Source organism: Denitrobacterium sp. (assembly GCF_056180635.1).
In genome coordinates this window covers 1-22,875 of sequence record NZ_JAZZJS010000018.1, presented here as the reverse complement: position 1 = coordinate 22,875, position 22,875 = coordinate 1, and the positions used below count along the sequence as shown (strand labels likewise).

The following is a 22,875-nucleotide window of genomic DNA, read 5'->3' as shown; positions in this document are numbered from 1 at the left end:
GTCATCGGCCTCACGCAGTCCGAGGCGCTCTCGCAGCTCAGCGACTTCAACGTGCACGTGGTCGACCAGTCCAGCAGCACCGTTGCCAAGGGCATCGTCATCGACCAGAAGAAGAACTCCGACAGTTCGATTTCGATTTATGTCAGCACCGGCCCTGCTAGCTCGTCTAGCTCCTCGGGCAACAGTGGTTCCTCGAGCGACTCTTCCGACGGCAGCTCGTCGGGCTCCTCGAGCTCCGGCGGCTCTTCGGGTTCGAACTAAGCCAGAGCTTGCAACCAAATGAGAAACGGCCAGTCCTTGCGGGCTGGCCGTTTTGCGTATATGGGTTTCGCGCTGAAAGCTATGCGATATGAGCAGCGGGCTCGAGCTCGGGTTGAGCTTCGGGCTCACGTGCGGGCTTCTTGGGCTCCAAGCGAGAAGCAACCATCGTGCAGCCCACGATAAGCGCCGCTCCAGCCACCCCCATGCCCGTGAGGACCTCCCCCAGGGCGACGGCGCTAATAGCCGCCGTGAACACGGGCTCGGCGCACAGGATGACGGATACGGTGGCGGAAGGCACATGGGCCAGCGCAAAGTTCTGCAGGAAGAAAGCCAGGCAGGTGCCGAACAGCCCCAGGAAGGCGATGGAGGCCCAGCTTGCCATGGGCACGATTTCGAACGCGGGAACGGGCTCGAAGGCAATTGCGGCGCCCAGAGCGGCCACGAAGGTTACGCCGATCTGCGCCGTGGAGAGTGCAATGGGGTCGACCTCGCCCAGGCCACGCTCGCCGAACACGAGCGATGCCGCGAAGGTCGCGGAACTCGCCAGGCCGAACAGCTCGCCCCAGCCGAACTGAAGCGCGCCGCCGTTGCAGCACAGCAGATACAGGCCTGCCACAACCACGCCCTGCAGGAACACGGTGCTCTTTCCAAACTTGTTGCCCGTAACAAGGAGCGACAGCACTGGCGTGAAGAGCATGGGAAGCGCGATGAAGAACCCGGCGTTGGTAGCGCTCGTGAGGTTCACGGCCAGGCTGCAAGCCAGATAGCTAACGGCCATGAAAGCGCTCGAGGGCAGCCAGGCGCCCAGGCGCACGTTGCGAAGCATCGGCACGACCTTGCGGCCGAACACGAGCATGAAGATGGCGAACGCAATGCCAAAACGAAGCGCTGCACACCAAAGCGGCGAAATACCCTCGTAGGCGATCTTCATGACGACGTTGCCCATCCCGTAGATGGCCGTCTGCATGATAACCAGCCCGATGAATATCCACCTCTTGTTGAACACCGCTCCGCCTTTCTGCGCGCGCTTCGCCACCGCAGGGGCCTTCCCTGCTTGCAACCTATGCAAACGATGCCTGCTCGCGATACGCCGCCTATGTAGTAACTACATACTAGCTTGCTTGCAAAGAAAAGTATATCGAGAGTATTCTAAGCATATACAAGACTTTCTTATATGCATCTTGACGTGCTGGTTTACGCATACGAAGTGGGAAAACGATGAATCAGAAGTACGAAGCATTCGTGAAGGCCGCGGAAACGGGCAGCTTCAAAGCCGCAGCCGAGCAACTTGGCTACACGCAGGCGGGCATCAGCTACATGATGAACGCCCTGGAAGCGGAAATGGGCACCTCGCTGTTCATCCGCGACCATGCCGGCGCGCGCCTTACGCCCGACGGCCGCGCGCTCCTCCCCTGGGTGCAAGACGTTTGCAACGCCGAACGCGCCCTGCAAACGCGCCTCGACGACGTACGCCACGTAGAAGGCGGCACGGTGCGCATCTCGGCGTTCGCAAGCATCGCCATTCACTGGCTGCCCCACATCATCAGGCAATTCCAGGAAAGCCACCCCAACGTGGAGTTCGACATCGCAGTGTACGAGGAGCAAGACGCGCAGGAGGCGTCACTCTGGCGCGGCGAGTACGACTGCGGCTTCCTAGTGCTGCCTGCCTCGAAGCACTTCTTCACCATCCCCCTCGCACAAGACCCCATGTACTTCGTCGTGGCGAAAGACCATCCGCTCGCCAGCGCCGACTTCTTCCCGATCGAGGCCATGGAGCACGAGCCGTACATCAAGGTTCGCAACGACACGCACACGGAGATGGACACGCTGTTCGACAACCACAAGGTGAAACCGTACGTGAAGATGGAAATCGACAACGACTACGCCGTTATGGCCATGGTGAACCAGGGGCTTGGCTACGGGCTGTTCCCTCAGCTGCTTCTACGTGATATGCCCTTCGACCTGGCCATGCTCGAGCCCGAGATTCCCATGCACCGCCAAGTGGCCATCGCCGTGCGAAGCTACGAGAAGGCCTCGCTAGCCGCCAAGGCGTTCATCGAGTGCACGCGCGACTGGATCGGCACGCAACAGCTGATGAAATAGCATTTTTCGCCGCGCGCAAAAAACTAGTTCACTTTCGGCTTAAGCAAAGCTATATTTGTTCAAGATTAATCTCGTTTGGGAATAATCGAGAATGGACAGAGATGCTTAGGGAGGAAGTATGAACACCATGAAGGGCGGCAATCTTTCAAGACGAGACATGATTAGGCTTTCCGGCATTGCGGCAGCCACGCTCGCATGCGGCGGGCTCTTCGCGGGCTGCAGCGGTTCGAACGCGTCGACGGGGAGCGATACGAACAGCGCCCCTGCCGCCACGTCACTCGAGGGCAAGTCGCTCGCCATCTACTGCGGCGCTGGCATGACCGACCCGTTCCAGGAAATCGCCGATGCATTCAAGGCGGAAACGGGCTGCGAGATGAACATCACCTTCGCCAACGCCGCCCAGATTCAGACCCAGATCGACACCACGAAGGAAGGCGACTTCTTCATCGCGGGCTCCGCCGACGAGCTGAAGCCCATCGAGCAATACGTGGCATCCAGCACGAGCCTGGTGAAGCACATTCCCGTCATTGCCGTGCCAACGGCGAACCCCAAGGGCATTGCCTCGCTTTCCGACCTGGCAAATTGCGATACGCTCCTCATCGGCGACCCCGAATCCACGCCCATCGGAAAAATTGCGAAGAAGGCTCTAGGCGATGCGGGCATTTGGGACGGTCTGCAGGCAAAGGGCGCCATTACCACCACCACGACCGCCCCGCAGATCGCCACCGCACTTGCGGGCGGCGAAGGCGACGCCGGCATCGTCTGGAAGGAAAACGTGAAGGCCAACGGAGCCACCATCCTGAACACGGCAGACATGGACTCCTACGTTAAGACCATCCCCGCCGCGCGCCTCACCTCCGTTGCCAACGAGGAAGCCGCCAACGCGTTCGAGAGCTTCCTGCAGGGCGATACCGCAAACGGCATCTGGCAGAAGTACGGCTACGAACTGGCCGGCAAGTAAGCGGCTCCGCCGCGCGAGGCGCTCCCTCCTGTTTCGCGCGGCATCCCTCACGCGATGAGACGCCACCCCAAAACGCCCCGGAAACACGCTGGGCGGATCAAAGATCGATTCGGTACGATGTGCATTGCCATCGCCTGCATTCCCCTGCTCTTCATCGGAAGCGCGATCCTTACCATCGTCGCAGGCGGTATCGAGCATATCGGAACCGCCGTTTCGTCGAGCGAAGTGCTCTTCTCGCTGCAGATGAGCGTCGTAACCTCCACCATCTCCACGACGCTCTGCCTGCTTCTGGCGCTTCCCACCGCATACGCCTTCACGCGCACGAACATGCCCTTCAAGCGCGTCGCGGAAACACTCATGCAGCTCACGATGTCACTCCCCTACATCCTCCTGGGGTTCGCGCTATTGCTGATGTTTTCCTCCCCCGCTGGCAAGGCACTGAAAGACCTGGGGTTCGCAGTGGTCTTCCAACCCGCAGGCATCGTGTTCGCGCAGCTCATTGTGAACCTACCGTTCTCGATACGCATGATGCGAACCGCATTCGGTGACGTGAACCCGCGCATGGAGTTCATCGCGAAAACGCTTGGGGCAAGCTCGTTCGTGGCATTCCGCACCGTGCTGCTGCCGATCTGCCGCAACGCCATCATCTCGACGTTCGTGCTCACCTGGGCGCGCGGCATCGGCGAGTTCGGCGCGACGCTCATGCTGGTGGGAGTAACGCGCATGCGCACCGAAACGCTGCCCGGCAGCGTGTATCTGTCCATTTCAACGGGCAATACCGATACGGCCATGGCCACGGCGATGATCATGCTCCTCGTTTCCGCGGCAACGCTCGTCATCTCGAACATCCTCACCAAGCCCGTCGACGCCGCGCGCGTGAGCAATCGCAAGCGCCCGCACAAAGGAGCATGATGCCCGGGTCGATAGACATAGAAAACTTGCAGGTCACGCGCGGGGAATTCACCCTTCACGTTGATAAGTTGCATATCGATCCTGGCGAGGTGTTTGCGCTTCTGGGCTCCACCGGCTCGGGAAAAACCGTGCTCATGGAATCGATCGCCGGGGCATACCCCATCGAAGAGGGGCGCATCCTGCTGGATGGAAAAGACATCGACGGCCTACCCATCCAGCAGCGTCACCTGGGTATTCTGTACCAGGATTACGCGCTGTTCCCCCATATGACCGCGCGCGAGAACATCGCATACGGCCTAAGGCGGCACAACGTTCCGCGTGAGGAAGCGCAGGCGCGCGTGCAACACATGCTCGAGCTTTTCGGCATCCAGCACATCGCAGAACGATTGCCCGGGGTTATCAGCGGCGGCGAAGCACAGCGCTGCGCACTTGCGCGCGCCCTGGTGCTTGAGCCCGAGATTCTCATCCTCGACGAGCCCTTTTCCGCACTCGACCCCACTACGAAGCAGTCGATGTATCGCATGCTGCAAGGCGTGCATAGCCGATTCGGCTGCACCATCGTGTTCGTCACGCACGATTTCCGCGAAGCGCAAACGCTCGCCAACCGCATCGGCATAATCCTAAACGGACGCCTACGATGCACCGTTTCCGCAGATGAGCTATTTGCAAGGGAGCACGAGCCCGAAGTACAACGCTTCCTGGGCATGGGAGATTAGACGCGCTTGCGGTGAAAGCGCGGCCGCGGGGCGTACAATACGCCCATGGCCGAAGAAACGCCGACATACTACACGTACGTGCTCCGCTGCGCAGATGGCACGCTGTACTGCGGTTATTCAACCGACGTCGAGGCGCGCGTGGCAACGCACAACGCCGGACAGGGCGCCAAGTACACGAAATGCCGTCGCCCCGTGGAACTGGAAGCCAGCGCGCGTTTCGCGTCGAAGCATGCGGCCATGAGCGCGGAGTGGCATTTCAAGCGGCTTTCACGTTCCGAAAAGGAGCAAGCGCTCTGCGAGGCGCGCAACGGCGGCATGGCGTTCGAAGACATACTCGCCCGCCTCTTCGACATCGACCCCGCCAAGAACGACATGGAAGTGCTGGTGGAAGAGCGCATTTCGCGCCTGGCCGACAAGAAGTACGCGGAGTTCATGCGACCGCTCATTCCCACCGTAGAACCCGAGCTCGTCATTGGCGTGCGCACCCCCGAGCTCAAGAAGCTCGCACGCGAACTGGCAGCGCATCCCGATATCGACCGCTTTCTCGCGGCGCTCCCGCACCGCACGTTCGAGGAAAACCAGCTGCATGCCTTCATTTTGAACCGGCAGAAAGACTACGACGCGCTTGTAGAGCAACTTGAGGCGTTCCTGCCCCATGTGGACAACTGGGCCACATGCGACCAGCTTCGCCCCGCAGCGCTCGCCAAACAGCCCGAGACGACCGCCCAGCATGCCCTTGGCTGGATTGAACGCGGCCAACGCCAGAATACGCCTTACATGACGCGCTACGGCATCGGCGTGCTTATGCGCTGGTTCCTAGACGATCGCTTCGAGCAGCGCATGATGGATGCCGTCGTGGCCGCGGAGCCAGGATCGTACTATATCGACATGATGCGCGCCTGGTATATCGCAGAAGCCCTGGTGAAGCAGCCCGACGCAGCGCTCGCCATCCTGCATGCGAACAAGCTGGATGCCTGGACGCACAACAAGGCGATACAGAAAGCCCGGGAAAGCCGCCGCGTGCCGCGCGAACTAAAGGACATGCTCGCCGAACTGCGCAAATAGCGCATCGGAAGCCTCCAGACACAAAACAAGGCCAGCCGCACATGCAGCTGGCCTTGCCATTCCGAAACGACTGTCGACTACGCAGGCTATTTCCAGTCGACATACGCCACGTGCGTCTCGAGGAATTCCTCGAGACCATGCTCGCCATCATCGCCACCCAGGCCCGACTGGCGCACGCCCGCATGGAACCCTTGGAACGCCTCGAAGTGCTCGCGGTTGACGTAGATTTCGCCAAAGTTGATTTCATTCAGCGCGCGCATCACCGTGTCATGGTCGGTGGTGTGAATGGAGCTGGTGAGACCATATGCGCTGTCGTTTGCCAGCTCGATGGCTTCGTCGAGCGTTTCGAACTTGGCGACGGGCAGCACGGGCCCGAAGATTTCCTCGGTCATGATGCGCATCTCGTGCTTGCAGTCGACCACAAGCGTGGGCTCCATCCAATAGCCCTTCTTGTCGGTAGGAGCATTGCCGCCCACCACGATCTTCGCGCCCTCTTCCTTGGCGCTGTTCACCAGGTCCATGACGATTTCCACCTGGCGTCGATTGACCATGGGGCCCATGTCGACGCTATCGTCTAGCGGGTCGCCGTACGTGGCGCGAGAGATGCGCTCGGTCATCTTTGCGACGAACTCATCGTAGATGGGCGCTTGCACGTACACGCGCTCGGCGGCGTTGCACACCTGACCGCAGTTCAGGAAGCGGCTGTTGAAGATGTTCTCGATGGTGGCGTCGAGGTCGCAGTCGGCCATCACGATAACGGGGGCCTTGCCACCCAGCTCGAGGGACACGCGCGCCACGTGGTCGGCGGCCTTCTTCATGATCTGCTTGCCCACCGGAGTGGAGCCCGTCATGGTAACCAGAGCGACCTTCTCATTGCCCGAAAGCGCGTTGCCCACCAGGGCGCCGCCTCCCGACACCACGTTGATAACGCCCGCCGGCAGCGAGCTCTGCTCGACCAGTTTGGCGAATTCGTAGCAGCCCATGGGCGAGTCGCTCGAGGGCTTCAACACCACCGTGTCGCCGGCTACCAGCGCAGGCGCAACCTTGCGCCCAATGAGGAACAGCGGGAAGTTCCACGGCATGATGCCCGCGCATACGCCGATGGGCTTCTTGTACAGGAAGATGTTTTCATTCGGGCGGTCGGACGTGATGATTTCGCCCTTGATGTGCCGCGCCTGACGGGCGTAAAAGCGCAGGTACTCGGCAAGCCAACCTGCTTCATCGCGCGACTCGCAGATGCGCTTGCCCATTTCGGCGGTGTTCGTCTGGGCGAAAAGCTCCTGATTATCCTCAACGAGCTGGGCAAGTTCAAACAGATAGTTCGCTCGCTCCACGGCGGGAAGCTTGCCCCAGGCCTTCTGGGCCTCATACGCGGCATCTACCGCGGCAGCCACATCCTCTTCGGTAGCTTTCGGGACCTGAGCGATGACCTCTTCGGTGGCGGGATTGACGACATCCGCCATCTCCCGAGAACCATTGGGCACGAACGCGCCATTGATGAAGAGCTGATACTGTTTCATGAAAGAGCCTCCTAGAGTTTGAGATTGGAGCTTTCTATCTCAACACGCAGACCGCTTCTTTCCACGGCCCACGACGTCGACCTGAAACCATCTTCATCCATTATCGTCAAAGGAGACTTAAGCGATTCTTACAACTTCGTATCGGTGCGCAAGTACGCACGCGGGCACCACCAACGAGAGCAGTCTACGACCGGCAACCCCACGTCACCCAGACCAGCAAGCCCATCGGGACAATGCACCTAGCCTCGTGACAAACCCCAGACGCAGAAAAGGCCGGGCGCAAAGCGCTCGGCCTTTGTATTCCTGGTGCCCCCGATACGATTCGAACGTACGACACCCGCTTTAGGAGAGCGGTGCTCTATCCCCTGAGCTACGGAGGCGCACAAGGCATTCTACCACAGAGAACGCGCAGGATGCGCTGCCGCTTGGGCTAAATCGCACCCCTCATGGAAAGCGTATCGACCAGCTTGGCCGCCGCTTCGCGAACCGTGGTGCCATCCATATCGATGGTGACTTCGGCGTACCTTTCGTACAGCGGAATGCGCTCTTCGTAGATATCAACCAGGCCACCCATGCCATCTTTCATGACGACGCCGCGCTCATGCAGGCCGCCCAAGCGCCCCATGAGCTCCTCGAGGGAAACCTTCAGGTACACGATGGTACCAATTTCGGAAAGATGCTTCATAGCGTCTTCGGAGTACACGGCCGAGCCACCGGGGGAAACGACGGTGCGGTGCACGTCAATGCCGCACAGGACCTCGTTTTCCACCTGGATGAACCCGTCGGGACCCATCGCGTCGATAATCTTCTGCAGGGTCTTGTCGCTCTGCTTCTGGATTAGCAGGTCGGCGTCGAGAAAATCGTAGCCGATGATCTTTGCCGCAACGATTCCCAGCGTGCTCTTGCCTGCGCCGGGCATGCCGATAAGAATCACATTGTCTTTCTTTGCCATGCGCGCTCCCTTCGCTATTGGTGCATGGAAAGTACTATAGCGCAATAGAGCGAAACCTAAAGAGCGACTCGCAAAAACGGGAAAGAGCAACAGGGCGCACAAAAATGGGCCGCCGGCAACGCCGACGACCCAGGTAACCTGCTCACTACGCGGGAACTTGCGAACTAGCGGGCACCGCCACCGCCGCCGCCGAAGCCTCCGCCGCCACCGCCGGAGAACCCGCCGCCGAAGCCACCGCCCGACGAACTCGATGACAGCGCAGAGCTCACGACGCTCTGCGTGTTCGACCATGTGGTATCGAATGCACGCGCGAACGAATCCTGGCCGCGATGAGACATGCCATACATCGCATACCACGGCACGTACCAGCTGTTGGCATTCATGCGCTCATCGTCTTCCGTGAAGATCTGAGGCACGGCCTTACGCAGCTGAGCCAGCGCTTCCTTCGCCACGCCGAAGAGATATGCGTACACCATGAACTCGCCCCACACCTTCACGTCCGTGGGCGGGCGCTCGTCGAGCGCGGAGAATTCGCACAGCCACTTGCTCAGCGCCTTGCAACGCATGTAGTCGTCGAGGCCCTTCATCGTGCGGCGCGTCATGAAATTCGACAGGCCGAACAATGCCACGCCCGTGGCGATGGAAAAGAACAGCGGGATGTAATTCTCGACGAGCATCGCGATGACGAAGCAGATGGCCGGGTAACCCAACGCGACGGTAATCATGATCGTCTGCCACGTGTTGCCCTTTTCCTCGAAGTAGTCGGCGGCATTCTGGGCGCTCGTGACCTTGCCCTGCCATGCCTCTACGGTATCGCTGAACTTCTGGGGCTTCTCCTTGCCGAAGTCGCGGATGGAGCCCAACCAGAACGGGTTCTTTCCCTTCGACACGGTGCGCAGAAGCTTGATGGTCTGCGCATCGATGGGATTGCCCAAATTGTTCGCAGCTTCGTCGTCGATGGTGATGTAATAATCCTCGACGGTTTTCTTGCCCTTCTCGTACGTTCCCTTCGCGATGCTCAGGGCGCCCAAATGAGAAAGGTGCATGATCGTAGCCATGATATCGTCGGAGCTTTCCTTGCCGAAGCGCCACAGGCGTCCGATTACGGCAGGATGCACGTCGCGATTGGGTACGTCGCGCCAGTACTCGTCGGTAAAGGTGGGCTTATGCTCCTTGCCGTGGCGGAAGTACATAACGATTCCCCACACGATGAGAGCCAACGAAAGCACGCCCCAGAACAGCAGGTACAGCTGGGCGTACATGCGCTGATAGTTAGCCGCATCAGCCCATTCCTCCTCGGCCTGCAGAATGCTGTCGAGGAACGCCGTGTCGCCCGTGGCCTCCAAGGCGTCGGAGCTGATGTTCGTGAGCCAGGTGCGCGGGAACACCACGCGCGCCTCAGCGTACTCACCAGGGGATACCTTATCGACCTTGTAGGTAACCGCGGTAGCCGAGTCGTTGAATGCAAGCGAGCCGGAAAGCGGTCCGTGACCCCATGCGTACACGTCGGAGCCGATTACGGGCGCAGCGCCCGAAGGAACGGGCAGCGAGATGGTGCAGGTGACGTTCTCATTGGGGACCTGCCAGTCGGTGCCGATGTACTGCCAGTACAGGTCGGCGCAATCCTTATACGGGGTGACTCCGCCCTTCACCGTATAGTCGATCTGGATGACAACGTCGCAGTCGGTGGCATCGAAGAACGCGTACACCGTGTTCTTGCCCGTATCGACCGAGTAGGACGTATAGCCTGGGCCGCCCGCATCGCGCCACGAAAGGTCGAAGCCTACGCTGGGCATCTCGTGGAACTCGACGTCGCCATTGTCGTCGACCTCGCCAATCTGCACGCCGTTCACCGTGAAGCTACCGCTGCGCATGTTCCACCAGATGCAGGTGAAATGCCCGTCGAAGCTGAACGTGCGCTGCTCTACGACATGCAGCGAGCCATCGCTTTGGGCATCGGCCGTGATGTCGACTTTGGGAATGGAGTATTCCTTGGCCTGCGCCTGCGCGGGCAGCGCGAAGCAGGCAAGAAGCATGGCGCAGAAAGCAAATGCAAGAAGCGCGAATGCGCCGCACTTGCGCCGCGATACGCCCCCGGAAAAACCACCGTCACTAGCGAGTACCCTGTTGCTGCGTATTCGCGGCACATTGATTCGCGAAAGCATCCAACACCCCTTCCTACATGCGCTTATGAATTAATTTGGCCTGATTATAACTGAAAGCGCAGACCGTATGTTTTACACGGTTTGAATGCTTGCATGTTTGGAAATGTCACGGTATCATAGCGTACCGCGTCAAAGACGCATCCGCGGAGAGCTGACCGAGAGGCCGAAGGTGCTCGCCTGCTAAGCGAGTATGCCCCAAAAGGGTATCTGGGGTTCGAATCCCCAGCTCTCCGCCACCGAACTTCTGCAGGTCCCACTGGGGCCTGCTTTTTTATTCTCGCGCCCACGTATGGGGATTCGAACCGATGAGGTGGAATTCCGTCAAGCGAACGTGCCGGCGGCACGTTCGTAGGAATTCGCCCGACCGAGCCTGCGAGGGAGGGGTCGGGATCCGCGCCAGCGGATGCCGGAATCCCCAGCTCTCCGCCACCGAACTTCTGCAGGTCCCACTGGGGCCTGCTTTTTTGTTTCACCTCTTCCCCGTCCCCACCATGCCGCGCCATGGTGGCCCCGCCGGGCACCCGCTCCGCTACTCGCGCGGTCTTTGCTCCGCAAGGAGCAAAGACTAGCGCTCGTGCGCTTCGCTCGCTCATGCTTTTACTGGCGTTCGGGGCTTTGGCGGCGTCCGGCTACGCCGTCCGCCTGAAAGCCCCGAACGCTCGCCCAGCTTAGCTGGGCGGAAGGGAAACTGGTGTTCACAGTGCCCCACGGGGCAACCATGGCGCGGCATTGGCCGTCGCGGGTTGCTGCGCATCGCAGCCCCAGCGTGCGCCAGTTGCGGCGTCGCGCTGGTCGGCATTCTGCAAGCCGGGCGGGGCGCTTGCTTCGCTCGCCTCCCCTTTGGGAAGGCTTCGTCAATCGAGGGCTTTGCTGCAGCCCCATCCAACCCGCAATCAATATAACGGCTTGTGGCGTCCTTAGGCTTCAACCGACGCGAAACGGCGGCTGGAGCCAGGCCTATACCCGCTCTCCGCGAGCGAGACTCACTCGCAACGGGCGCCCCTCCAAAGGAGGCAGCGCCCGGCCGGAGTAAGCGACTAGGGGCACTGTGAACGCCACCTTCTTCCACGCCCAGCTCAGCTGGGCGGGCATGGGCTCCTCTGGGCAAACGCCCAGAGGAGCCCATGCAAGCAACCGCATGAACGAGCGAAGCGCACGAGCATCCCGCTGTGGGAGGGCCAACGCGCAGCACGGCCCTCCCACAGCGGGATGCGAGCAGCGGAGCGGGTGCCCCAAGCGCTTACCCCGACCGGGCGCGAGCAGCACAAAAAGGGGCCCGTCAATCGACGGGCCCCAGCAAAGCGAGAAGAGAGGTTACATCTTCGGATCGCTAACGATTTCGAAGTCGGCGGCGTACCAGCCTACGCCCTCGTCATTCCAACCAACGCCCTTCACGATCGAGTACTCGTCCTCGCTTGTCGTGAACAGGTGATTGCCTGCAAGCTGATTGGGGTTGTACAGACGATGCACGGGAATGCCATTAGCATCGGCGCTACGGAAGGCGACGCCCTCGTAGTTCCAACCCGCAGCCACAAGCATGTCGCGCTCCTCGGCGCTCGTCGTGAAGTGATGATCGCCGGCGTTCGGGTTATACAGGCGATACACTTCCTGCCCCTCTACATCGGGTGCATACCAGGCAACGTTTTCATCACTCCAGCCAGCGTTCCTCACCGCTTCGCGTTCATGAGTGCTGCACGTGAAGAAATGCTCGCCGCTGTTGGGGTTGTAAAGGCGATATACGGGAGCGAACGATTCGACGGGCTTGTCGGACGCCGCGATACCGTACGTCGAGAAACCATCGGTTTCGAACGTCATCGTCTGCGTCGTGGGGTCGTACTGAGTGGGAATTGCCGTGCACGTACCATCATGCTCTTCGTGCACCGCCACCACGGAACCGTAGCTAGCGCCGTCCGAAAGCTTCAGGGACACGACGGCATTCTGCTTCAAAGCGGCATCGGAACCCAAAGAGGCCGTCCAAGCGGTGCTCGCATCGTTCACGCCCTTGTAGATGACCTGATCGAGCGAAAGGTCGACGACTTCCATGACGCGATACTCGCCGCGCTCCTGCGCAGCCTGAGTGAGCTTCTTGAACTCACCCTCGGTAACAATGGCCTCCCCCACCGAGAGAACGGCAGAGCCAGAGGAAACGTCTTCATCGGAAAGGGCGATCGAGCCATCGGACACGGCGCCATGAGTGGACACGACAACATCGTCCACCTCATCGAAATGCGCAGCCAAGTGGAAATTGCCCTTCGCGACCGTGAACGTATACACCGCCGGGTCGTCGCCCGCGGTGAACTCCTGGCCGTTCGGGCCAAACGAGACGAGCTGCATGCCGTGTTCGGGAATGAGCTTCACGGTAAGCTCGGCGCCTGCCGGGAATACGGCACCGCCATCGCCTTCCCCATTTTCGCTCCAATCCATAGTCGAGCCGGCAACAAGATCGTCGGCACCGTATGTATACCCGTCATACTCGACGCTCACGAATTCGATCTTGCCGCGATCGATATAGTCATCGGAGCCAGCGTCCTCGTCGCGATACGACCAAAGGAAATTGCCGACGGCAGGGTCTTCGTCGGTCTCGCTAGCCGTATAAATCCGGTACGTGTCCGCCGAGGGAACGGTCACCGTGAACTCGGTATGCTGATTGGTGAATGCATCAAGCTTCTGCTGCTTAGTCGCGGGAATCTGATAGCTGTAATCAGTGCCGTTAATCGTAAGGTTCGTGAGCCGGAAAATGAACAGCGTCGAGAAACGGAACGTCACATTGCCCGAGCCGTCATCGTAATAGGGGATTTGCGCCTCAGAAAACGCACCCTGAGGCAACATGGTCATATTCTGGCCGCCATCGCCAACCCATATATCTGCGGGTTCGCCGGCGCATGAATACTCAAACACGCCTTGCTTGTTTGCTTGCGTGGTTCCCGAGGGAACGTTGGATGCAAACTGCGGCTCGACGATAAGAAGGTTGCCCTCAATCTCGCCAACGTTTACTTCGTATGCGTATTTTCCGCTGCCAATGCTAGTGAGGGAAACCGGGGTTCCGCCCGCAAACAGGGCTACGGAATACTCCTCCTCTAGCGTTACCAAGATTGTTGCCTTGCTGTAGTCGGAGACGTCTATCTGGTTGCTCGTGCCTTGATAGGAAACCGGGGCCCCAGACGTTGCGTCTTGGAGGGTTACCTGCAGCGTTCCACCCGTATACGAAAACACGCCGTCCTCGACGCCCGTTGCCCCATTCACCTGCAGCGTGACGCTCGATTGCTGAGCGGCCTGCGGCCCCGTGGCGAACGCCGCCGCTGGAATGAATGCCATGCATAAAAGCACAGACAGCAATAACGAAACTACCCTGGTTTGGACTTTCATCACTACCATGCCCCCTTATCTCGTTGTTTCACATATAAGGGAGTATAGCACTCGCAATTGCATCATTTGGAAATAGTTATCCAATGAAACGATAACGGACGCCCCGTATGGGACGTCCGTTACAGTAAGCGTATGTGGGGCGGAATTACGCGGCAGCGCCTTCAGCAGCAGCGTGTTCCTGCACCTTATACCACGCCAGATCGGCCTCGATCAAAGCCTTGGCGGCTTCGTCGGATTCGGCCTTCACGGCCTCTTCCGCCTCGGCGATCTGCGCGCGCACAGCTTCCAGGTCGATGCTATCGACCGGTACGGCACGGTCGGCCAGAACGATGACCTTTTCGCCAGTCACCTGCACATAGCCGCCCTGCAGCGCGTACGTGGAGGACACGGTGTTGGCGTCGGAATAAACGCGCACAACACCGTCGGCCAGCGTCGACATCAGCTGCGCATGTCCGGGCAGAAAGCCCATGTTGCCTTCCACACCGGGCACGACCACCATGTAGCAGTCTTCTCCGAAGAGCTTCTTCACCGGGGTGACGATGTCGCAGGTAATGCTAGCCATTTAGTCTTCCTTCTTCATCTTCTCGTACGCGGCATACACTTCCTCGATAGCGCCCTTGTAGGTGAAGCACTGCTCGGGGATGTCGTCGCACTTGCCGTCGAGGATTTCCTTGAAGGAACGCACCGTGTCTTCCATCTTGACGTAGACGCCCGGGTTGCCGGTGAACTGCTCGGCAACGTGGAAGGGCTGACCCAGGTACTGCTGCACCTTACGGGCGCGGCTAACCGTGAGCTTCTGCTCTTCGGACAGTTCGTCCATACCAAGAATGGCGATGATGTCCTGCAGGTCTTTGTAGTTCTGCAGAATCTCCTGTACGCCAACGGCAACGTCGTAGTGCTCCTGACCCACAACGTCGGGGTCGAGAGCGCGGCTCGTGCTCTCCAGCGGGTCGACGGCGGGGTAAATACCCAGCTCGGCGATGGAACGAGAGAGAACCGTCTTGGCGTCGAGGTGCGTAAACGTGGTCGCGGGCGCCGGGTCGGTAAGGTCGTCGGCGGGTACGTATACAGCCTGTACCGACGTAATGGAGCCCGTGGTGGTCGACGTAATGCGCTCCTGCAGGTCGCCCATTTCGGTAGCCAGCGTGGGCTGGTAGCGTACAGCGGAAGGCATGCGGCCCAGCAGTGCGGATACCTCGGAACCAGCCTGCGTGAAGCGGAAGATGTTGTCGATGAACAGCAGAACGTCCTGACCCTGGTCACGGAAGAACTCGGCTTCCGTCAGGCCAGCCAGACCGACGCGCAGACGCGCTCCCGGCGGTTCGTTCATCTGACCGTACACGAGGCAGGTCTTGTTGATAACGCCAGACTCGCTCATTTCCAGGTACAGGTCTGTACCCTCACGAGTACGCTCGCCTACGCCGGTGAATACGGACGTGCCGCCGTGCTCCTGAGCGAGGTTGTTGATGAGTTCCTGAATGAGAACCGTCTTGCCTACGCCAGCGCCACCGAACAGACCGGTCTTACCGCCGCGGATGAAGGGCTCGATCAGGTCGACAACCTTGATGCCCGTCTCGAACACTTCGGTGCTCGTGGTGAGCGTGTCGTACTCGGGAGCGGGATGGTGGATGGGCATCCACTTCTCGATGTTGTCGGGAAGCTCCTTGCCGTCGACGGGCTCGCCAACGACGTTCCAGATGCGGCCCAGGGTAGCCTGGCCAACGGGCATCTTGATAGGAGCACCGGTGTCCTGCACGTCGAGACCGCGAACCAGGCCGTCGGTGGACGACATGGCAACGGCGCGCACAAGATCGCCGGGAAGGTGCATCTGCACCTCCATGACGACGTGAACGTCGCCCAGAGGAGTGGTTGCATCAACCGTCAGGGCGTTGTAGATAGCGGGCATGCTCTCGCGAGCGAACTCGACATCAACAACAGGACCGACGATACGGACGATGCGACCGACACCCCCTTGAGTCTTGTTTTCTTCAGCCATTTATTCCTCCAAAGCTGCTGCGCCACCGACGATCTCGTTGATCTCGGTCGTGATGGCACCTTGGCGAACTCGATTGTAGTAACGCTCGAGCGTTTCCACCATCTCGGTCGCATTATCGGTTGCTGATTTCATGGCGTTGCGGCGAGCACCCTGCTCACCACAGGCGCTGTCAACCAGTGCGTGGTAGATCATCATCTTCACGTATGCGGGAAGCAAGCTGTCGAGAACGGCCTCGGCGCTGGGCTCGAAGTCCACATCGCCCGTGGTGACGTTCTCTTCGGCCTCGGCCGCTACGCCTGCCTCGAGTGCCTTGGAGAAATCCTCCTCGCGCGCAAGGGCGCTGGCATCGATGGGCAGAATCGTTTCGGTGCGAAGCGTCTGCTCTGCCGCGTTCTTCGCGTGGTTGTACACGATAACGACCTTGTCGTAGTCGCCATTGGTGTACCCGGTGATAGCACGCTGCGCGATAGTGGCGGCCTCATCGAACGTCGGGTCTGCGGAAAGGTCCTTGAACACCATGTCCAATTCGATTCCGCGGAAGCTGAAGTACGAGATTGCCTTCTTGCCACACGCGATAACGTGAGTATCCACACCCTCCGCGGAAAGCTTCTTGATCTGCTTTTCCACGGTGCGAAGGACGTTCGCGTTGAACCCGCCGGCCAGACCGCGGTCGGAAACCACGGCGATGGCCAGCACGTTCTTTACTTCATCATGTTCCTGCAACAGAGGATTTTCCGAGCCACCTGCACTTTCGGCAACATGCCCGAGCATTTCGGCCATGGAGTCGGAATACGGCGTGGTCGCGGCAACGCGTTCGGTCGCCTTGCGAATCTTGGCCGCCGACACCATTTCCATGGTACGGGTGATCTGCTTCGTCGAGTTGACGGAGTTGATGCGCCTTTGAATGTCGTGTAGGTTTGGCATCCGTTACCGCCTCTTAAGCCTGGACCGAACCGGCGAACTGCTGCTTGAAGGCCTCGATAGCCTCGTTAGCTTCCGCCTTGATGTCATCGGTCCACTTCTTCTCGCTGCGCAGGTGCGCAAGGAGATCGCCGCGGGAAGCACGCACGAAGTCGAGCATCTCGCCGCGGAAGCGGACGACATCCTCAACCGCGATGTCGTCGAGGAAGCCATTGCCACCGGCGTAGATAGCCAGAGCCTGCTCCTCGAAGGGCATCGGCACGTAACGACCCTGCTTCAGAAGCTCGGTCATACGGGCGCCACGGTTCAGCTGATCCTGCGTAGCCTTGTCGAGGTCGCTACCGAACTGGGTAAACGCCTGAAGCTCGCGATAGGAGGCCAAGTCGAGGCGGAGAGAACCGGCAACCTGCTTCATGGCCTTCGTCTGCGCGGAACCGCCTACGCGGGATACGGAGATACCCACGTTAATTGCAGGGCGCTGGCCCTGGAAGAACAGGTCGGTCTGCAGGAAGATCTGACCGTCGGTGATGGAGATCACGTTGGTCGGGATGTAAGCAGAAACGTCGCCAGCCTGGGTCTCGATGATAGGCAGAGCCGTGAGAGAGCCAGCACCGTTCTCGTCGTTCATCTTGACTGCACGCTCGAGCAGGCGAGAATGCAGGTAGAAAACGTCGCCGGGGTATGCTTCGCGTCCGGGCGGGCGGCGCAGCGTCAGCGACATCTGACGGTATGCAACAGCCTGCTTGGACAGGTCGTCGTAGATGCAGAGAACGTGGCCACCGGGGTTGTCCTTGCTAGCGGGCTTGCCGTCTTTGCCGTTGTACATGAAGTACTCGCCGATTGCAGCACCAGCCATGGGGGCGATGTACTGCAGCGGTGCGGAGTCGGAAGCGGTAGCGGACACGACGATGGTGTAATCCATGGCGCCATGCTTCTCGAGGGTCTCGACCAGACCAGCAACCGTGGAGGCCTTCTGGCCGATTGCCACGTAGATGCAGATCATATCCTGACCCTTTTGGTTGATGATCGCGTCGATGGCGATAGCGGTCTTACCAGTCTGGCGGTCGCCAATGATAAGTTCGCGCTGACCGCGACCGATGGGAATCATCGAGTCGACAGCGAGGATACCCGTCTGCATGGGCTCGCATACGGGCTGACGGGCGATAACGCCGGGAGCCTTGAACTCCACGGGGCGCGTGCCCTCGACCTCGATGGGGCCCTTGCCGTCGATGGGCATGCCCAGGGCGTTAACTACGCGCCCGAACATTCCGCGACCGACGGGGATTTCCACGATACGACCGGTGGTCTTCACCTGGTCGTTTTCCTTGATTGCGGTGACGTCACCCAGCAGAACGGCGCCTACTTCGTCCTCTTCGAGGTTCTGAGCCATACCGTAGACGGTCTGGCCATTGGCCCCGGTGAACTCAAGCAGCTCGCCAGCCATCGCGCCCTTCAGGCCATCGATGCGGGCAATACCGTCGCCGACCTGAATGACCGTGCCAACTTCGCGAGATTCGACGCTCGTGTTCAGAGCATCGAGCTGCTTGCGCAGTGCTTCGTCGATAGACTGTGCGGTGATTTCAGTCACTAGCATTCACCTCCATCAGTTTCTTTAAGCACACTGCGAGCGTTCGAGAGCATGGTGCGCATGCTTGCGTCGATACGCTTGCCGTTTGCGTTCATGATGATGCCACCGAGAATGGAGTCGTCGATGCTCTCGTCGAGCACGATGGTTCCGCCCAATTCGGCAGCAGCCTTGTCTTTGATAACCTGGCGCAGATGGTCGTCGAGTTCAACGCGCGTGGTCACGTCGATCACGTTCACGTTCATCTTGTCGACAATCTGCTGGTTGAATGCGGCCCGGATACGGGCCAGGTCTTCCCAATCGCCACGTTCGGCCATAACGCCCAACACCGAAACCAGTTCAGGACGGCAGTCGGAAAAGACGTTCCTAATCAGCTCACTGCGCTGCTCGACCGTGTATGCGTAGTCCTGCATAACATCGGCGAGCTCAACGTGCGAACGATTGTAGGCAACGATCTGATCGAGCTGGGCACGTACGGCCATCACGGCGTCGAGACCACCGGCAGCCTGCGCGGCATCCAGAAGATTGGATGCGTAGACTTCGGCTTCGGCCTGGATGTCGTGACGATTAGTTGGCATTGAAACTACCCGCCTCGCTCACGTAGCGTTCGATCAGAGCGCGGTGCTCGGCATCGGTCAAGTCGTTGGCGATGAGCTTGGAAGCCACGGCAATCGACGTGTCGGCGATGGAGCCCTGAAGTTCGGCGATGGCAGCCTTCTTTTCGGCCTCGATGGCGACCTGCGCCTTCGAGATCATATCGGCAGCCTCGCGCTGGGCCTGCGCCGTGATGTCGGCCTTGGCGGCTTCGCCAGCAGCCTTTGCATCGGCAACGATTTGCGCGGCCTGCGTCTTGGCCTGGGCAAGCTCCTGCTTGTATTCGGCCAGAACGCGCTCGCCTTCCTGGCGTGCTTCCTCGGCCTGCTCAAGGTTTTCCTTGATGGTGGAAGCGCGCTTTTCCAGCATCTTATCGAAGAGGGGCCAGCCGAACTTCGCCAGAATCACCCAGAGGATGATGAAGGCGATGAGCATGGGCACGAACTCGATAGGATCGGGCAGGATAGCCGAGATACCGCTCTTTTCTTCCGCGAACGCGACAGTGGGGACGCTGCAGACCGACGTAGCGAGCGCGAATGCGCCAGCTCCCGCCAGTACCTTGTTCGTCTTGAATTCCACTCTCTTGCTCCTTTCAGCCTTATTACGGCAGATTAATCCGTTATAAGGTTGAATTTACATAATGAACGTCAGCACGAAGCCGATGAGGGCGAGTGCCTCGGCCAGAGCAGCACCAATGATGAAGTTGGTGAAGATACGACCGGCCAGTTCAGGCTGGCGAGCGGTAGCAACGCAGCAGCCGTAGGTGGCCACGCCGATGCCGATGCCAGGCCCAATGGCGCCGAGGCCATAGCCGACTACCTTAAGGGCGGCGATGGTGAAAATAGTTTCCACTTGTTCCTCCTTTGTTCGATTGCGAAAACCACTTCCGCAATCAAGCTGATATGTATGATCTGCCGACTGTACCCGCCGACATAGATCCAGGGTATTAGGCTCGCGTGACGCCGCGAGCAGGCGGCTTAGTGAGCGCTCGTGGCAAGCGAGATGTACACCGCGGAAAGGATGGTGAACACGTACGCCTGCAGGAAAGCGACCAGCGTCTCAAGCGCATACATTGCGATGAGGAATACGAACCACAGCGGGGAGATAACGCCCGGCACGATGCCGCCGCCCGCGATGGCCGAAGTGAGGAAGATGCTGGATGCGAGAGCGAAGATGCCCAGCACCATATGACCAGCGAACATGTTGCCATAGAGTCGCACGGCCAGGGTGAGCAGACGCAGCACCAGCGAGATGAGCTCGAAGAACCAGATGACGGGAACCATCACCACGGGCAGGCCCGAAGGAGCGATGGACTTGATGTAGCCCCAGCCGCCCTTGGTCTTGATGCCGTAATAGTTGAAGTACAGGAAGGCGATCAGCGAGAGCGCCCAGGTGTTGTTCAGCGTGCCCGTGGGGGTCTTGAAACCCGGCACCAGGCCGATGAAGTTGGAGATGAGGATGAAGAAGAAAAGCGTAGCCAGGAACGGAATGTGCTTTTCATAGCCGTGGCCGATGGCGTTTTCGCCCATGTCGCGACGGACGAATTCGTAACCATATTCGACCAGGTTGACGAACTTGCTGTTCGGCACGATGGTGAGCTTCTTCGCAGCCGTGAGCACGAGAATGAGCACGAGCGCGAAGACGATGACCATCCACAGCGTGAAGGTGGTTACAGGACCGAATACGGTCTGAGACTGCAGGGATTCCTGAAGCTCAGGAACGGAATTTGCTAGCTGAGTAAGCGCGTCCACTATTTGCCTTTCCCTATTTCCCGCTTGATACGGCCTTCCAAATGCCGAAGCCGAGAGCGCAGACGACGATGCCAGCGACCTCTCCCCCGACAAAGGGAAGAACATTGTCACGGCTGAGCACTATGCAGAGCACAGCCGACCCGAACAATACGATGGATGAGCCTGCAACCGCCAGTAGCAAGATGCTGGCATGAGAAAAATTAGACGTACTCGTGACCTTACGGGCAGCGGTGAGTGCGCCTCGCAGGGGCAAGAAGCCAAGGGCTCCCAGAATGACACCAAGGACGATAGGTAACGCCACGTCTACACTTTCTCGTCAGACTCAAAACAACGCTACGTATCATAGCCAATTTTCGGAATACCCCTCCAAGAAAGTATAAAAAACTGGATAAGTGAGCCGTAATTTCACAGAAATGCATAATATAGCCCCGAACGGGTTACCCATTACATGGGCCGTTCGTAAGCAAATGCCCAAAAATGAATGATGCCCGGGCGCGAAAGATCGTTCCCGGGCGCAATTTCATACGTTTCGTTGAGAGCTTGGCGGCATTTATGCAACGCCATTTTCATGGTAGACGCGCATCTTGATGCCCGATTCCGAGAGAAGCTCGGAGGAAAGCTCGTCGGGGTACGGGTTCTTGTACACGATTTCGCTAATGCCGGCGTTGATGAGCATCTTCGCGCATACCACGCAGGGCTGCGTGGTGATGTAGATGCACGCCCCGGAAATGTCGATGCCGTAGCGCGCCGCCTGGATGATGGCGTTCTGCTCGGCATGCAGACCGCGACAGATTTCGTGGCGCTGGCCACTGGGCACTTGCAGCTTCTGGCGCAGGCAGCCCGTTTCCGAGCAATGACGCAGGCCGCTGGGCACGCCGTTGTACCCCGTGGCCAGAATGCGACGGTCTTTCACGATGAGCGCGCCAACCGAACGACGCAGGCACGTGGAACGCGTGGCCACCTCGTCGGCAAGCGTCATGAAGTATTCATCCCACGAGGGGCGATCGATACCCTGTTCCATTACTTCCCCTGCCATTGAACCTCAATATATTGCGAGCATTATACTCCCACACACCATACGCGCCACGCTGACGTAGCCCAACCGTCGAAAGCGCAAAAAAGGGCGACCGACTCGCGCCGATCGCCCCGGATGCTTGCGAAGATGCGACTTAGAAGTCGTACTCGGGATAGAGCGGATGAGCGTCGATGATCTGCTGGACGCGCTCGCGCGTAGCGGCAAGAGCCTCCGAATCGTCGCGCGCGAAGGCGAACACGGCGTTGGCGATGCAGGAACCGATGGTGTGGAACTCTTCCTCGTTCAGGCCGCGCGTGGTGCCGGCGGCAGTGCCAACGCGAATGCCGCTGGTGACGAAGGGAGAACGGGTCTCGTTCGGGATGGTGTTCTTGTTCACCGTGAGGCCGACTTCCTCGAGCACGCGCTCGGCGTCCTTGCCAGTTACGTCGGCGGGCGTGAGGTCGACCAGGCACAGATGGTTATCGGTGCCGCCGGAAACGAGGCGCAGGCCGCCTTCCGTCATGCCACGGCCCATGGCCGCGCAGTTCACAACCACGTTGTGGATGTATTCCTTGAACTCGGGCTTCAGCGCTTCGCCGAATGCAACCGCCTTGCCGGCGATGACGTGCATGAGCGGACCGCCCTGCGTGCCGGGGAACACGGCGCTGTTGATCTTCTTCGCCAGAGCCTCGTCGTTGGTGAGGATGAGGCCGCCACGGGGGCCGCGCAGCGTCTTATGCGTGGTGGTGGTGACGATATCGGCGTAGGGCACGGGGCTGGGATGCTCGCCCGCGGCAACCAGGCCAGCAATGTGAGCCATGTCGACCATGAGGTACGCGCCAACGCCATGGGCGATCTGCGCGATGCGCTCGAAATCGATGACGCGCGGATACGCGCTAGCGCCAGCGACGATGCTCAGGTATGCACTCGTCGTAAACAAGTTCAGTATAGGGCTTGCCATTAAAGCCCCTGATAGACGCGACCGTCGATAG

20 protein-coding genes, 2 tRNA genes and 1 pseudogene are annotated in these 22,875 nt (G+C 59.6%); 7 read left to right on the top strand and 16 right to left on the bottom strand.

The features are described from left to right. Positions 1-261: PASTA domain-containing protein (locus tag AC04P6_RS01650; protein WP_475564853.1), on the top strand; the 261-nt coding region annotated here is incomplete at its 5' end. Between the two features lie 79 nt (positions 262-340). Here AC04P6_RS01650 and AC04P6_RS01645 read toward each other — a convergent pair. After that, positions 341-1,267, bottom strand: a complete 927-nt coding sequence (locus AC04P6_RS01645) for a DMT family transporter (RefSeq protein ID WP_475564852.1) — start codon at positions 1,265-1,267, stop codon at positions 341-343. 212 nt (positions 1,268-1,479) lie between these two features. Between AC04P6_RS01645 and AC04P6_RS01640 the strand changes: the two genes are divergently transcribed. From AC04P6_RS01640 to AC04P6_RS01620, 5 genes are all read left to right on the top strand, one after another. Next, complete coding sequence (locus tag AC04P6_RS01640) at positions 1,480-2,364, top strand: LysR family transcriptional regulator (RefSeq protein ID WP_475564851.1); 885 nt, start codon at positions 1,480-1,482, stop codon at positions 2,362-2,364. 118 nt (positions 2,365-2,482) lie between these two features. Further along, a complete protein-coding gene (gene modA / locus AC04P6_RS01635; RefSeq protein ID WP_475564850.1) occupies positions 2,483-3,325 on the top strand; it encodes a molybdate ABC transporter substrate-binding protein in 843 nt (280 codons plus the stop codon). 117 nt (positions 3,326-3,442) lie between these two features. Beyond that, positions 3,443-4,237 carry an ABC transporter permease gene (locus AC04P6_RS01630; protein ID WP_475564849.1) on the top strand — a complete coding sequence of 265 codons (795 nt, stop codon included), beginning with the start codon at positions 3,443-3,445 and terminating at the stop codon, positions 4,235-4,237. Continuing rightward, on the top strand, positions 4,237-4,953 hold the full coding sequence (locus AC04P6_RS01625) for an ABC transporter ATP-binding protein (RefSeq protein ID WP_475564848.1): 717 nt from the start codon (positions 4,237-4,239) through the stop codon (positions 4,951-4,953). The genes AC04P6_RS01630 and AC04P6_RS01625 overlap by 1 nt, the downstream gene beginning before the upstream one ends. Before the next feature lie 45 nt (positions 4,954-4,998). After that, entirely contained in the window at positions 4,999-6,018 is a 1,020-nt protein-coding gene (locus AC04P6_RS01620; RefSeq protein WP_475564847.1) for a GIY-YIG nuclease family protein, read from the top strand. An 86-nt stretch (positions 6,019-6,104) separates the two neighbouring features. Here the strand turns inward: AC04P6_RS01620 and aldA are convergent, their stop codons facing one another. From aldA to AC04P6_RS01600, 4 genes are all read right to left on the bottom strand, one after another. Then, positions 6,105-7,538: an aldehyde dehydrogenase gene (gene aldA, locus AC04P6_RS01615; protein WP_475564846.1), complete on the bottom strand. Its 1,434-nt coding sequence runs from the start codon at positions 7,536-7,538 to the stop codon at positions 6,105-6,107. A gap of 304 nt (positions 7,539-7,842) precedes the next feature. Further along, a tRNA-Arg gene (locus AC04P6_RS01610) sits at positions 7,843-7,918 on the bottom strand. Between the two features lie 50 nt (positions 7,919-7,968). Next, positions 7,969-8,490, bottom strand: coding sequence for a shikimate kinase (locus AC04P6_RS01605; protein ID WP_475564845.1), 522 nt, complete (start codon positions 8,488-8,490; stop codon positions 7,969-7,971). A gap of 164 nt (positions 8,491-8,654) precedes the next feature. After that, entirely contained in the window at positions 8,655-10,526 is a 1,872-nt protein-coding gene (locus AC04P6_RS01600; RefSeq protein ID WP_475564844.1) for a DUF2207 domain-containing protein, read from the bottom strand. Between the two features lie 274 nt (positions 10,527-10,800). On the opposite strand from AC04P6_RS01600, the gene AC04P6_RS01595 reads away from it, so the two are divergent. Further along, positions 10,801-10,891: transfer RNA gene (locus AC04P6_RS01595), tRNA-Ser, on the top strand. A 1,078-nt stretch (positions 10,892-11,969) separates the two neighbouring features. Here AC04P6_RS01595 and AC04P6_RS01590 read toward each other — a convergent pair. From AC04P6_RS01590 to AC04P6_RS01540, 11 genes and pseudogenes are all read right to left on the bottom strand, one after another. Next, complete coding sequence (locus tag AC04P6_RS01590) at positions 11,970-13,970, bottom strand: hypothetical protein (protein ID WP_475564843.1); 2,001 nt, start codon at positions 13,968-13,970, stop codon at positions 11,970-11,972. A gap of 196 nt (positions 13,971-14,166) precedes the next feature. Continuing rightward, a complete protein-coding gene (gene atpC, locus AC04P6_RS01585; RefSeq protein WP_475564842.1) occupies positions 14,167-14,583 on the bottom strand; it encodes an ATP synthase F1 subunit epsilon in 417 nt (138 codons plus the stop codon). Further along, the gene (atpD, locus tag AC04P6_RS01580; RefSeq protein WP_475564841.1) at positions 14,584-16,017 is read right to left on the bottom strand and encodes a F0F1 ATP synthase subunit beta; all 1,434 of its coding nucleotides are present in this window, start codon (positions 16,015-16,017) and stop codon (positions 14,584-14,586) included. After that, the gene (gene atpG / locus AC04P6_RS01575) at positions 16,018-16,941 is read right to left on the bottom strand and encodes an ATP synthase F1 subunit gamma (protein WP_475564839.1); all 924 of its coding nucleotides are present in this window, start codon (positions 16,939-16,941) and stop codon (positions 16,018-16,020) included. It lies immediately after the preceding gene. Positions 16,942-16,954: 13 nt separating this feature from the next. Then, positions 16,955-18,532: a F0F1 ATP synthase subunit alpha gene (gene atpA / locus AC04P6_RS01570; protein WP_475564838.1), complete on the bottom strand. Its 1,578-nt coding sequence runs from the start codon at positions 18,530-18,532 to the stop codon at positions 16,955-16,957. Next, a complete protein-coding gene (locus AC04P6_RS01565; RefSeq protein ID WP_475564837.1) occupies positions 18,526-19,101 on the bottom strand; it encodes a F0F1 ATP synthase subunit delta in 576 nt (191 codons plus the stop codon). Before AC04P6_RS01565 ends, atpA begins: the two co-directional genes overlap by 7 nt. Further along, positions 19,091-19,696, bottom strand: a complete 606-nt coding sequence (atpF, locus tag AC04P6_RS01560) for a F0F1 ATP synthase subunit B (RefSeq protein WP_475564836.1) — start codon at positions 19,694-19,696, stop codon at positions 19,091-19,093. Before atpF ends, AC04P6_RS01565 begins: the two co-directional genes overlap by 11 nt. A gap of 54 nt (positions 19,697-19,750) precedes the next feature. After that, positions 19,751-19,969, bottom strand: coding sequence for an ATP synthase F0 subunit C (atpE, locus tag AC04P6_RS01555; RefSeq protein WP_066663772.1), 219 nt, complete (start codon positions 19,967-19,969; stop codon positions 19,751-19,753). Positions 19,970-20,094: 125 nt separating this feature from the next. Then, positions 20,095-20,868, bottom strand: a complete 774-nt coding sequence (atpB, locus tag AC04P6_RS01550; RefSeq protein ID WP_475564835.1) for a F0F1 ATP synthase subunit A — start codon at positions 20,866-20,868, stop codon at positions 20,095-20,097. Positions 20,869-21,418: 550 nt separating this feature from the next. Then, complete coding sequence (locus AC04P6_RS01545; RefSeq protein ID WP_475564854.1) at positions 21,419-21,889, bottom strand: deoxycytidylate deaminase; 471 nt, start codon at positions 21,887-21,889, stop codon at positions 21,419-21,421. 148 nt (positions 21,890-22,037) lie between these two features. After that, positions 22,038-22,796 (bottom strand): annotated as a pseudogene (locus AC04P6_RS01540) (serine hydroxymethyltransferase); the annotation flags it as partial. Positions 22,797-22,875: the final 79 nt, after the last annotated feature.

What these genes read in the sequence shown, in the direction of transcription:
- AC04P6_RS01640 (WP_475564851.1), top strand. Translation starts at nt 1,480, where the DNA reads ATGAATCAGAAGTACGAAGCATTCGTGAAGGCCGCGGAAACGGGCAGC.
- modA (WP_475564850.1), top strand. Translation starts at nt 2,483, where the DNA reads ATGAACACCATGAAGGGCGGCAATCTTTCAAGACGAGACATGATTAGG.
- AC04P6_RS01630 (WP_475564849.1), top strand. Translation starts at nt 3,443, where the DNA reads ATGTGCATTGCCATCGCCTGCATTCCCCTGCTCTTCATCGGAAGCGCG.
- AC04P6_RS01625 (WP_475564848.1), top strand. Translation starts at nt 4,237, where the DNA reads ATGCCCGGGTCGATAGACATAGAAAACTTGCAGGTCACGCGCGGGGAA.
- AC04P6_RS01620 (WP_475564847.1), top strand. Translation starts at nt 4,999, where the DNA reads ATGGCCGAAGAAACGCCGACATACTACACGTACGTGCTCCGCTGCGCA.
- aldA (WP_475564846.1), bottom strand. Translation starts at nt 7,538, where the DNA reads ATGAAACAGTATCAGCTCTTCATCAATGGCGCGTTCGTGCCCAATGGT.
- AC04P6_RS01605 (WP_475564845.1), bottom strand. Translation starts at nt 8,490, where the DNA reads ATGGCAAAGAAAGACAATGTGATTCTTATCGGCATGCCCGGCGCAGGC.
- AC04P6_RS01600 (WP_475564844.1), bottom strand. Translation starts at nt 10,526, where the DNA reads ATGCTTCTTGCCTGCTTCGCGCTGCCCGCGCAGGCGCAGGCCAAGGAA.
- AC04P6_RS01590 (WP_475564843.1), bottom strand. Translation starts at nt 13,970, where the DNA reads ATGGCATTCATTCCAGCGGCGGCGTTCGCCACGGGGCCGCAGGCCGCT.
- atpC (WP_475564842.1), bottom strand. Translation starts at nt 14,583, where the DNA reads ATGGCTAGCATTACCTGCGACATCGTCACCCCGGTGAAGAAGCTCTTC.
- atpD (WP_475564841.1), bottom strand. Translation starts at nt 16,017, where the DNA reads ATGGCTGAAGAAAACAAGACTCAAGGGGGTGTCGGTCGCATCGTCCGT.
- atpG (WP_475564839.1), bottom strand. Translation starts at nt 16,941, where the DNA reads ATGCCAAACCTACACGACATTCAAAGGCGCATCAACTCCGTCAACTCG.
- atpA (WP_475564838.1), bottom strand. Translation starts at nt 18,532, where the DNA reads ATGCTAGTGACTGAAATCACCGCACAGTCTATCGACGAAGCACTGCGC.
- AC04P6_RS01565 (WP_475564837.1), bottom strand. Translation starts at nt 19,101, where the DNA reads ATGCCAACTAATCGTCACGACATCCAGGCCGAAGCCGAAGTCTACGCA.
- AC04P6_RS01545 (WP_475564854.1), bottom strand. Translation starts at nt 21,889, where the DNA reads ATGGAACAGGGTATCGATCGCCCCTCGTGGGATGAATACTTCATGACG.